The organism is Mycobacterium sp., assembly GCF_032161845.1.
Lineage (GTDB): Bacteria > Actinomycetota > Actinomycetes > Mycobacteriales > Mycobacteriaceae > Mycobacterium.
Window position 1 is genome coordinate 1 of record NZ_JAVRQA010000461.1, and the last position, 10,806, is coordinate 10,806.

The window sequence follows — 10,806 nt, forward strand, 5'->3', positions numbered from 1 at the left end:
TGGGCCGACATCGTCATCACCGCCACCGGCAACCAGGGCATCATCACCCTCGAGCACATGAAGTCGATGAAGCACCAGTCGATCCTCGGCAACATCGGCCACTTCGACGACGAGATCGAAATGGCCCGCCTGGAGCGCGATCCGAAGATCCGCCGGATCAACATCAAGCCACAGGTCGACGAGTTCATCTTCGAGGACGGCCACTCGATCATCGTGCTGAGCGAAGGCCGACTGCTGAACCTGGGCAACGCGACCGGCCACCCGTCGTTCGTCATGAGCAACAGCTTCTCCAACCAGGTGATCGCGCAGATCGAGCTGTGGACCAAGAACGACGAGTACGACAACGAGGTGTACCGCCTCGCCAAGCACCTCGACGAGAAGGTCGCCAAGATCCACGTCGAGGCTCTCGGTGGCTCGCTGACCAAGCTCACCAAGGAGCAGGCCGAGTACATCGGCGTTGACGTCGACGGCCCGTACAAGCCTGAGCACTACCGCTACTGATCTCCACCCAGTACCGCATCGAAACTGCGGGCAGATCGCCAAAACGCCGAAAGGTGCGATCTGTCCGCAGTTTCGGCAGGTAGCTCGGCGTCGTCCCCCGGGTGTTACGGTCGCCCATCATGCGTCGGGTCGTCGGGGTTCTGCTTGTCCTGCTGGTGTGCGGAGCCCTCGGAGTGGCGCCGCCGTCGCACGCGGAGCCCGACCCCACCAACGACGTGCGGGACCCGAAGTACAACGAGGACTCCTACACCGCCTTCTACACCCCGCCCGAACCGCTGCCGCCCGGTCAGCCGGGCGACCTCATCCGCACCGAGCCGTCCCGCTTGGTGCTCGAGCCGTCCGGCCAGCTCGGTGCCATTGTCGCCACGGGCACGCGAATCATGTACCGCAGCACCGATGCTCGCGGTAATCCGATGGCCGTCACCGGCACGTACTTCGAGCCGGACAACGATTGGCCTGGGCAAGGGCCGCGCCCGCTGATCGTGTACGGTCCTGGCACCCAGGGCCAGGGCGACCAGTGTGCGCCATCGCGACAGTTCAATCAGGGCATCCACTTCTCCCCGTATCTCGACTTCACGTTCAACTACGAGGAGCTGTTCGTCGCAACGTTGGTGGCCCGCGGGTTCGCCGTCGTGATGACCGACTACCAGGGCCTCGGCACCCCCGGTCTGCACACCTACGTCAACCGCGTCGCGGAGGGCAACGCGATGCTCGACGCCGGCCGCGCCGCGATGCGACTGCCCGGAACCTCCCTGGATCCGCATGGGCCGCTGGCATTTTGGGGTTACTCGCAAGGCGGGGGAGCCGCGGCCGCGGCTGCGGAGTTGGCGCCGTCCTACGCTCCAGAGCTGAAGGTCGTCGGCACCTATGCGGGAGCGCCACCCGCCGACCTCAAGGAACTGTTCCCCTACGCCGACGGCAGCGCACTCGTGGGCGTGGTCGGCTATGCCCTCAACTCCGTGATCACGACCTACCCCGAATTCGGGGACGCGATCCGGGCCAAGATGACCCCGCGGGGCGCAGATCTGCTGCAGAAGGTCCAAGACCAGTGCATCGCCGAAACCATCGCCAAGTTCATGTTCCGCCATCTGCAGCCGTACTTCACCGAGGACATCACCGGGCTCGTCGAAGAGGAGCCGTTCAAATCGCTGTTCGACCTCCAGCGCATCGGCAAGCTGAAACCCAATGCGCCGGTGATGATCCTGAGCAACCGGTTCGACCCGCTGGTGCCGTGGACCGGTGCCAATCAACTGGGCCGGGACTGGTGCGCCCAAGGCGCGGACGTGGAGTTCTGGACCAACGAGCAACCGCCGTTCCTCAACAAGCTGGTGATCAACCACGCGTTGCCGATGCTGGTCGACGGTGAGCGTGCCATGCAGTGGATCGCCGACCGGTTCAACGGGGTGCCGACCACGCCGAACTGCGGACAGTTCTGACGCTCGCGCGCACCGGTTACGCTCGCGGCGTGCTCATCGCGATCGAGGGTGTCGACGGCGCAGGGAAGAGGACCCTGACCGACGGACTGCGGACGTCGTTCGAGGCGCAAGACCAGACCGTCGCCCGTCTCGCCTTCCCGCGCTATCACCGGTCCGTGACCGCCGACCTCGCCGCCGAGGCACTGCATGGCGAACACGGGGACCTGTCGTCCTCGGTGTATGCGATGGCCACCCTCTTCGCGCTCGACCGGTCCGATGCCAAGGCTGAGCTCGACCGGCTGCGCGCGGCACACGACGTCGTGATCCTCGACCGGTACGTCGCCTCCAATGCCGCGTACAGCGCGGCGCGACTGCACCAGGACGTCGACGGCGACGTGGTCGCCTGGGTGAGGGCGTTGGAGTTCGAGCGCTTCGCGATGCCTGCCCCCGATTGGCAGGTGCTGCTCGCAGTTCCCACCGAGCTGGCCGCCCAACGGGCGCTCCGGCGCGAGGCCGCCGACGCGGATCGTGCCCGCGATGCCTACGAGCGTGACGACGGTCTACAGCGACGGACGGGTGATGCCTACGCCGCCTTGGCGGCCGCGGATTGGTGCGGGCGCTGGGTGGTCGTCGGACCCGACGTGGTGCCGAACGACCTGGCGCAGGTTCTGACGGGCTGATATGGGCGGCAAAACGCCCGGTGTGGTAACCCAGGTTTATCGCTTTTCGGTGACACGATGGGCTCCATGAGGCAAAGGATTCTGGTCGTCGATGACGATCCGTCGCTGGCCGAGATGCTCACCATCGTCCTGAGGGGCGAGGGCTTCGACACCGCGGTGATCGCTGACGGGACGCAGGCGTTGAGCGCGGTCCGTGAACTGCGGCCCGACTTGGTACTGCTCGATCTCATGCTGCCCGGCATGAACGGCATCGACGTGTGTCGCGTGCTGCGCGCCGACTCTGGTGTTCCCATCGTGATGCTGACGGCCAAGACCGACACCGTCGACGTGGTGCTCGGCCTGGAATCCGGCGCCGACGACTACGTGATGAAGCCGTTCAAGCAGAAGGAACTCGTCGCCCGCGTCCGTGCGCGGCTGCGGCGAAATGACGACGGCCCTGCCGAGATGCTGTCGATCGCCGACGTCGAGATCGACGTGCCCGCGCACAAGGTAACCCGCGGTGGAGAGCAGATTTCGCTGACCCCGTTGGAGTTCGACCTGTTGGTGGCGCTGGCACGCAAACCGCGGCAGGTGTTTACTCGGGATGTGCTGCTCGAACAGGTGTGGGGTTACCGACATCCCGCCGACACCCGTTTGGTGAACGTGCACGTCCAGCGGTTGCGTGCCAAGGTCGAGACAGATCCGGAGAACCCGCAGGTGGTGCTCACCGTTCGAGGAGTGGGGTACAAGGCCGGACCGCCGTGATGTTTCACGGCTCCGCCGTGGTCGTGAGCCTGCGGTGATCTGGGGTTCGAGACGGCGCATCCGGAGCCGTTCGGCCCCCATGATGCGGGGCCTCGGCACGTTGGGTCGGGCGCTCAGTTTCGCGTGGCGCCGCTCGCTTCAACTGCGTGTCGTCACGCTCACCATCGGGCTGTCGCTCGCGGTGATCCTGGTCCTCGGCTTCGTGTTGACGAGTCAGATCACCGATCGCATCCTCGAGATCAAGGTGCGTGCGGCGACCGAGCAGATCGAACGGGCGCGCACCACCGTCAGCGGGATCGTGGGTGGCGAAGAGACTCGCTCGCTGGACAGCAGTCTCCAACTGGCGCGCAACACGCTCGTCGATCGCAAGGTCGACACTGGCGCGGGGCTTGCCGGCGCCTTCGACGCGGTGCTGGTGGTCCCAGGCGATGGTCCGCGCGAGGCAACCGCAGCGGGCCCCGTGCAGCAGATCCCAGCGGCGCTGCGGGACTTCGTCAAGGCCGGGCAGGTCAGCTATCAGTACGCGACCGTGCACACCGATGGTTTCTCGGGACCGGCTCTGATCGTCGGCAGTCCGACCTCGTCGCAAGTGACCAATCTCGAGCTGTACCTGATCTTTCCGCTGAACAACGAGGAGAGCACCGTCGCCTTGGTGCGTGGCACGATGGCCACCGGCGGCATCGTGCTGCTCGGCCTGCTCGCTGCCATCGCACTGCTGGTGGCTCGCCAGATCGTGCTGCCGGTGCGCTCGGCGTCGCGCATCGCCGAGCGATTCTCCGAGGGGCATCTGACTGAGCGGATGCCGGTGCGGGGTGAGGACGACATGGCCCGCCTGGCGGTGTCGTTCAATGACATGGCCGAGAGCCTGTCGCGGCAGATCACCCAGCTGGAGGAGTTCGGAAACCTGCAGCGCCGCTTCACCTCCGACGTCAGCCACGAGCTGCGCACGCCGCTGACGACCGTGCGCATGGCCGCCGATTTGATCTACGACCACAGTGAAGACCTCGAGCCGGCATTGCGCCGGTCGACGGAGTTGATGGTCAACGAGCTGGACCGGTTCGAGACACTGCTCAGCGATCTGCTCGAGATCTCCCGCCATGACGCGGGCGTCGCAGAGCTGTCGGTCGAGTCGGAGGATTTGCGGCTGACGGTGGGAAGCGCGTTGGAGAACGTCGGTCACCTGGCCAAGGATGCCTCCGTCGACCTGATCGTCGACATGCCCGCCGAAGCCGTCATTGCCGAGGTCGACGCGCGGCGGGTGGAACGCATCCTTCGCAACCTCATCGCCAACGCCATCGACCACGCCGAGCACAAGCCGGTCCGGATTCGGATGGCGGCCGATGAGGACACCGTCGCGGTCACGGTGCGCGACTACGGGATTGGACTACGCCCCGGCGAGGAAAAGTTGGTGTTCAGCCGCTTCTGGCGCTCCGACCCGTCACGTGTGCGGCGGTCGGGTGGCACCGGGCTGGGGCTGGCCATCTCCATCGAGGACGCGCGACTGCATCAGGGCAGGCTCGAAGCGTGGGGCGAGCCTGGCAAGGGTGCGTGTTTCCGGCTGACGTTGCCGTTGGTGCGCGGACACAAGGTGACGGCGAGTCCGTTGCCGCTCAAACCCATTGGGCCCGACAAGCCGTCACCGAAGTCGGTTCGCGAGCGCGAACCCGCGGCGGAGCACACGTGACGCGCGCGCGGCCGACGGTCTCGCTACTGCTGGCCGTCGTGTTGACCCTCGCCGGATGTGCCGGTGTCCCGACTTCGTCGGCGCCGCAGGCGCTCGGCACCATGGAACGGCCCGCCCCGCCAAGCCTGCCGACCCCGACCCCCGGCATGGATCCCGACGTCCTGTTGCGCGAGTTCCTCAAGGCGACGGCTGATCCGGCCAACCGGCATCTCGCTGCCCGGCAGTTCCTCACCGAGTCGGCGTCGAATGCGTGGGACGACGCGGGCAGCGCGCTGCTGATCGACCGCGTGGTGTTCGTCGAAACGCGTAATCCCGAACGGGTTTCGGTCACGATGAAGGCCGACATCCTCGGGTCGCTGTCCGACATCGGGGTGTTCGAGACGGGCGAGGGGGCGTTGCCCGACCCCGGTCAGATCGAATTGGTGAAGACGCCGGGTGGCTGGCGCATCGACAAGTTGCCCAACGGGGTCTTTCTGGACTGGCAACAATTCCTGGCGACCTACAAGCGCAACACGTTGTACTTCGTCGACCCGACCGGCAAGACCGTCGTTCCCGATCCGCGCTACGTGGCGGTGTCGGATCCTGATCAGCTGGCCACCGAACTGGTGACCAAGCTGGTGTCCGGGCCACGGCCGGAGATGGTCAACACCGTGCGCAATCTGCTGGGCCCGCCGCTGCGGCTGCGGGGTCCGGTAACCAGAGCCGACGGCGGGAAGACGGGCGTTGGCCGTGGCTACGGCGGGGCTCGGATCGACCTGGAGAATCTGGCCACCACCGATCCTCATTCGCGGCAGTTGCTGGCCGCGCAAGTCATCTGGACGTTGAACAGATCGGGTGTGAACGGGCCCTACGTGATCAACACCGACGGCGCGGCCCTTGACGAGCGGTTCGCCGATGGCTGGAACACCTCTGACGTCGCCGCCACCGACCCCGGTGCCGATCCCGGCGCGGCGGCGGGGCTGCACGCCCTGATCAACGGGTCGCTGGTATCGCTGGATGGGCAGAAGGCTCCGCGGGTGCCCGGTTCCTTCGGGGACTTGCCGGGCCAGACGGCGGCCACGCTGTCGCGCAGCGGCCAGGAGGCGGCGTCGGTGGTGACCCTGCGGCCCGGTGCGCCGGACATGGCGTCGTCCCTCTGGATCGGCCAGGTCGGCGGCGACGCCTCCCAAGCCATCGACGGCCGCACGCTGTCGCGGCCCAGTTGGTCACTGGACGACGCGATCTGGGTGGTGGTGGACGGCAACAACATCGTGCGCGTGATCCAGGAGGCGGCGTCGGGGCAACCTGCGCGGATACCCGTCGACGCCACCGCCGTGTTCACGAAGTTCCCCGGCCCGGTGTCGGAACTACAGCTCTCGCGCGACGGCACCCGAGCGGCGATGGTCATCGACGGGCAGGTCATCCTCGCCGGTGTCGAGCAGACTCAGGGCGGGCTCTACGCGCTGACCTATCCGCGACGGTTGGGCTTCGGGCTGGGGGACACCGCCGTGTCGCTGTCGTGGCGCTCCGGTGACGACATCGTGGTCAGCCGAACCGATGGGCAGCATCCGGTGTCCTACGTCAACCTCGACGGCGTGAACTCCGACGGGCCGAGTCAGAACCTCCTCGCTCCCGTGTCGACCGTTGCAGCGAATCCGTCGACGATGTACGTCGCGGATCAGCGTGGGGTGCTGCAGCTTTCGGGATCGGCTGCCGAGAACGACCTGACCTGGACCGAGGTGCGCCCGCTGATGGTGGCGGGGGCGTTGCCAGTACTGCCCGGCTGATTGGCGATTGGCACCTTTACCCAACCTTGACCGCGTGTTGAATCGCCCCACTGATGATGGGCGACGTGACTACGCTTTCAACCGTGGAACTGGGGGTTCTGGGGGCTCTTCAGGTCCGGCAGTACGGCCTGCCGGTCTCTATCCCTGGCGCCAAACCTCGGGCCATCCTGGCGATGCTCGGACTGCACGGCGGCTCCGTGGTGTCCGCAGACACGCTAGTGGAGCTCCTTTGGGGCGATGATCCGCCGCGCACCGCCGCCAAGGCGCTTCAAACCCACATCTCGGCTTTGCGTCGCACTCTGGGCGACGGCTTCGTCTTGACGGAGGGCACCGGCTGGACGCTGAACACCACCGAGATCGATGCCACTCGTTACACGGTGTCCGCCAGGAGGGGCCGCGACGCCGTCGCGGGCGGGGACACCAGCCAGGCGGTGGCGCGCTTCGACGAGGCACTGACGCTCTGGCGCGGCACCCCCGAACTGCCCGACGGCTCGCGTGGTGTGTCGGAGAAGACTCGCTGGATCGAGGGCCATGCCGCCCTAGTCGAGGACCGGGCTGATGCGCTGCTCGCGACGGGCAGGGCCGCCGAGATCATCGGCGATCTCGAGGCCGCGGTCGCCGACGCGCCGCTGCGCGAGAGGCGTTGGGGCCAGCTGATGCTCGCCCTTTACCGGGCGGGCAGGCAGGGTGAAGCCCTTGGCGCCTATCAACGTGCGCGGTCGTTGCTCGCCGACGAGCTGGGCGTCGACCCTTCACCGGACCTTCGTCGGCTCGAAGCCGCGATCGTTGCGCAGGACGACGCCCTGGAAATCCCTGTGTCACAGCAATTGTCGTCGGTGACGCGTGCCGTCACGTTCCTGCTCACCGACATCGAGGGGTCGACCGCCGCGTGGGAGGCAGACGCCGACGCCATGGCAGTGGCGCTCGCCCGCCACGACGAGGTCGTCGAACAAGTCGTCACGTCCCGCGGAGGCCGGCTCATCAAGACGCGCGGCGAGGGCGACGCCACGTTTTCGGTCTTCGATCGGCCTTCGGCGGCGGCTGCTGCCGCCATCGAGCTGCAGGAAGCGATCCGCCACGAGCCATGGGCACTGGCGGATCCGATGCGCATCCGCATCTCGTTGCATACCGGTGAAGTGGAGTTGCGCGATGGCGACTACTTCGGGCGGGCGGTCAATCGCGCTGCACGATTGAAGTCGCTGGCGGCGGGCGGCCAGATCCTGTGCTCGGGTGCGACGGCCGAGCTCGTCGTCGACTCATTGTCCGATGACGTGATCCTCGCCGATCTGGGGATGCGACAGCTGAAGAACCTCGCACGCCCAGAGCACGTCTTCGAGCTTCGCTTGGAGACCGCCGACGATTCTCGCGCCGTCACGGCTGAGCCGCCCTTGGAGCGGCCGGGTCTGCCGACGGTGCTGTCCGGTTCTGGGCCGTTCGTCGGGCGAGGACCTGAGCTCGAGCGGCTCCTGTCCGCCTGGCAGACCGCGGTCGACGGCGGCGCGCACGCCGTTCTGATCGCGGGCGAACCCGGCGTCGGCAAGACACGCCTCGCCGGTGAATGGTCCCGACACGCCTACGAGCAGGGCGCCATCGTCCTCTACGGTCGTTGCGACGAAGACCTCGGCGCGCCCTACCAGCCGTTCGCGGAGGCCCTGCGCTCGCTCATTCCCAGCCTCGGTGCGGGTCGGCTGCGTGGGCTGCGCGGTGTCGAAGCGCTCCTCTCATTGGTGCCCGGGCTCACCGAGGTCCTGCCCGATCTCGCCGCGCCGGCGCGCGCGGACCCGGGAACCGAGCGCTACGCACTCTTCGACGCCGTCGTTGCGGTGCTTTCAGTCGCCTCCACCGGCGCACCGGTTGTGCTGATTCTCGATGACCTCCATTGGGCGGCCAAGCCAACGCTGCTTCTCCTGCGTCACCTCCTGCGCTTCGGCGAGCATGCCCGTGTGCAGATCGTCGGCACCTACCGCAGTACCGACCTCGACCGCTCCCACCCTTTGGCGGCGATGCTCGCCGACCTCAACCGCGACGGCTCAGCCACTCGCCTGCAGCTGAGCGGTCTGGACGACGTCGACGTGAGTGCATACCTCGCGGAGGCCGGTTTCGACGATGAAGAACTCGCCAGCGCGCTGGCGTCGGTGACCGGAGGCAATCCGTTCTTCCTCATCGAGGCGCTGCGCCACGTGGCGGAAAGTGGTGGCCGTTGGGACCCGAGCACCCTACCGCAGGGGGTTCGGGAAGCCGTGAGCCGCAGGCTTTCTCGGCTTCCGGCGGAGACGAACAAGGCGCTTGCGGCCGCCGCGGTGGTCGGGAGCCGGTTTGCGCTCGAGTTGGTGGAGCGGGTGCTCGACGATGATCTCGTCGACGCATTCGACGAGGCGTGCAAGGCGGGCATCGTCATCGAGGAGCCCGGTGGTCGCTACCGGTTCAACCATGCACTCGTTCGGCAGTCGCTCCTAGCCGAGCTGGCGTCCGTGCGACGCATGCGGCTACATCAGCGCATCGCCGCGACCTTGGAGACCGATCCCGGCGCGGACGACTAACTGCTGGCCGAATTGGCTTACCACTACTTCGAATGCGCGTGGGCGGGGAACGCGGCCAAGGCGGTCGATTACTGCAGGCGCGCCGCGGATCAAGCGATGGCACGACTGGCCTACGAGGGCGCGGCCGACCTCTACGACCGCGCCGTCCACGCGCTGGAGGAAGTTGACGAGGAGCTGCCCGACCGCGACGACCAACAGGCCGAACTCCTGGTCGCTCGCTGCGAGGCGCTGCTGGCGGCGGGGGATGTGGGGTCCGCGGCCGGCGCGGTGTCGCAATTGCAGGCGGCGACGCGCGATTCGGCCCGTCTCGCGGCATGGGGGGCGTGCTTCGACGGCCAGCTCTCGATGCTGACCGATCCCGAGCGCTTGGACGAAATCGAATCCTCGCTGGCGGCGGCCGCCGAGGAACTCGCTGAACTCGACGACGCCGCGGGGGAGGCCAAGGCTCACACCGTCCGGGCCGGCTGTCTCGCTCGCCTTGGCCGAATCGGCGACTGCGAAACGGCGTTGGACCACGCACTCACGGCGGCGCGACGTGCGCGGGAACACCGCCGAGTCAACGCCGTGTTGGCGGGTGCACCACTCGCCGCGCTGTGGGGTCCCAATCCGGTACCTCGTGCGGGCGGCCGGTGCCTGGATGTCGTTCGGCTGCTGCGCATCACGACGGGCTCGCCAGTCGTCGAGGCGACGTCGACGCGTTGCCAGGCAGTACTGGATGCGATGCGCGGTCGCGCCGCCGCAGGCCGTAGCCTGCTCGACTCTGCGCGACGCACGCTCACCGAGCTTGGCATGCGGCATGCGTTGCTCGAAGTTGACCAGTTCGCAGGCATTCTCGAGTTGATCGCCGACGATCCCGCGGTCGCCGAGCCGCACCTCCGACGGGCCTACCACGGCTTCCGCCGCATGGGCCTAGAGGCTGACACCGCCGAGACCGCCGCGCTGTTGGCGAGAGCGTGTCTTGCGCTCGACAAGGATGCCGAGGCCGACGAATTATGCACGGAGAGTGAGCGTCTTGCGGGCCACGCGTTTAGGGCATCCATCGCCTGGCGTGCGGTTCGGGCACAGCTGCTGGCGCGCAGTGGTGCTCATGGCGAGGCCCGGCGGGTGGCCGAGGAGGCCGTCGCGGTGGCCGAGCGCACGGACGCCCTGGTCGATCACGGTGATGCCTGCCTGGCTTTGGCGACGGTCCTCGAGGTCGCAGGCGACGGCGCGGGGGCGCGAGCCGCCGCCGAACAGGCCGTCGGCCTCTACGAACTGAAAGGTGCGGCGGCACTTGCCGAGACGGCACGCAAGATGCTTGGCGTCGAACTCCCGGCTGCCCCGGCTCCACCCGAAGTACCACCAGTCGAGCTGGACAACGCATGCACACGAATGATTGACCGCCTGGTCGCTGCGCTCAATCGCGAGGCTTGGAGTGAAGTCGAGCAGCTCTGCGCACCCGACATCGACGTCGAGAGTCGGCGAAAGTTCATCACG

The 10,806-nt window shown here is 67.4% G+C and carries 6 protein-coding genes and 1 pseudogene; all 7 read left to right on the forward strand.

The genetic code is table 11. From position 1 onward, the window contains the following. On the forward strand, positions 1–501 hold a 501-nt coding region (locus tag QOD90_RS24985; RefSeq protein ID WP_526354127.1), incomplete at its 5' end, for an adenosylhomocysteinase. Positions 502–620: 119 nt separating this feature from the next. Next, entirely contained in the window at positions 621–1,937 is a 1,317-nt protein-coding gene (locus tag QOD90_RS24990) for a lipase family protein (RefSeq protein WP_526354129.1), read from the forward strand. 29 nt (positions 1,938–1,966) lie between these two features. After that, a complete protein-coding gene (locus QOD90_RS24995) occupies positions 1,967–2,596 on the forward strand; it encodes a dTMP kinase (RefSeq protein ID WP_526354131.1) in 630 nt (209 codons plus the stop codon). Positions 2,597–2,653: 57 nt separating this feature from the next. Beyond that, positions 2,654–3,340: a two-component system response regulator MtrA gene (mtrA, locus tag QOD90_RS25000; protein ID WP_526354133.1), complete on the forward strand. Its 687-nt coding sequence runs from the start codon at positions 2,654–2,656 to the stop codon at positions 3,338–3,340. Between the two features lie 34 nt (positions 3,341–3,374). Further along, positions 3,375–5,024 (forward strand): MtrAB system histidine kinase MtrB, encoded by a 1,650-nt coding sequence (gene mtrB, locus QOD90_RS25005; protein ID WP_526354135.1) that lies wholly within the window; start codon positions 3,375–3,377, stop codon positions 5,022–5,024. Continuing rightward, on the forward strand, positions 5,021–6,790 hold the full coding sequence (lpqB, locus tag QOD90_RS25010) for an MtrAB system accessory lipoprotein LpqB (RefSeq protein ID WP_526354137.1): 1,770 nt from the start codon (positions 5,021–5,023) through the stop codon (positions 6,788–6,790). Before mtrB ends, lpqB begins: the two co-directional genes overlap by 4 nt. A gap of 83 nt (positions 6,791–6,873) precedes the next feature. Then, positions 6,874–10,806 (forward strand): annotated as a pseudogene (locus tag QOD90_RS25015) (ATP-binding protein); the annotation flags it as partial.

Bases quoted from the DNA above. Each gene is read 5' to 3' on its own strand.
- QOD90_RS24990 (WP_526354129.1), top strand. From the start codon at position 621: ATGCGTCGGGTCGTCGGGGTTCTGCTTGTCCTGCTGGTGTGCGGAGCC.
- mtrA (WP_526354133.1), top strand. From the start codon at position 2,654: ATGGGCTCCATGAGGCAAAGGATTCTGGTCGTCGATGACGATCCGTCG.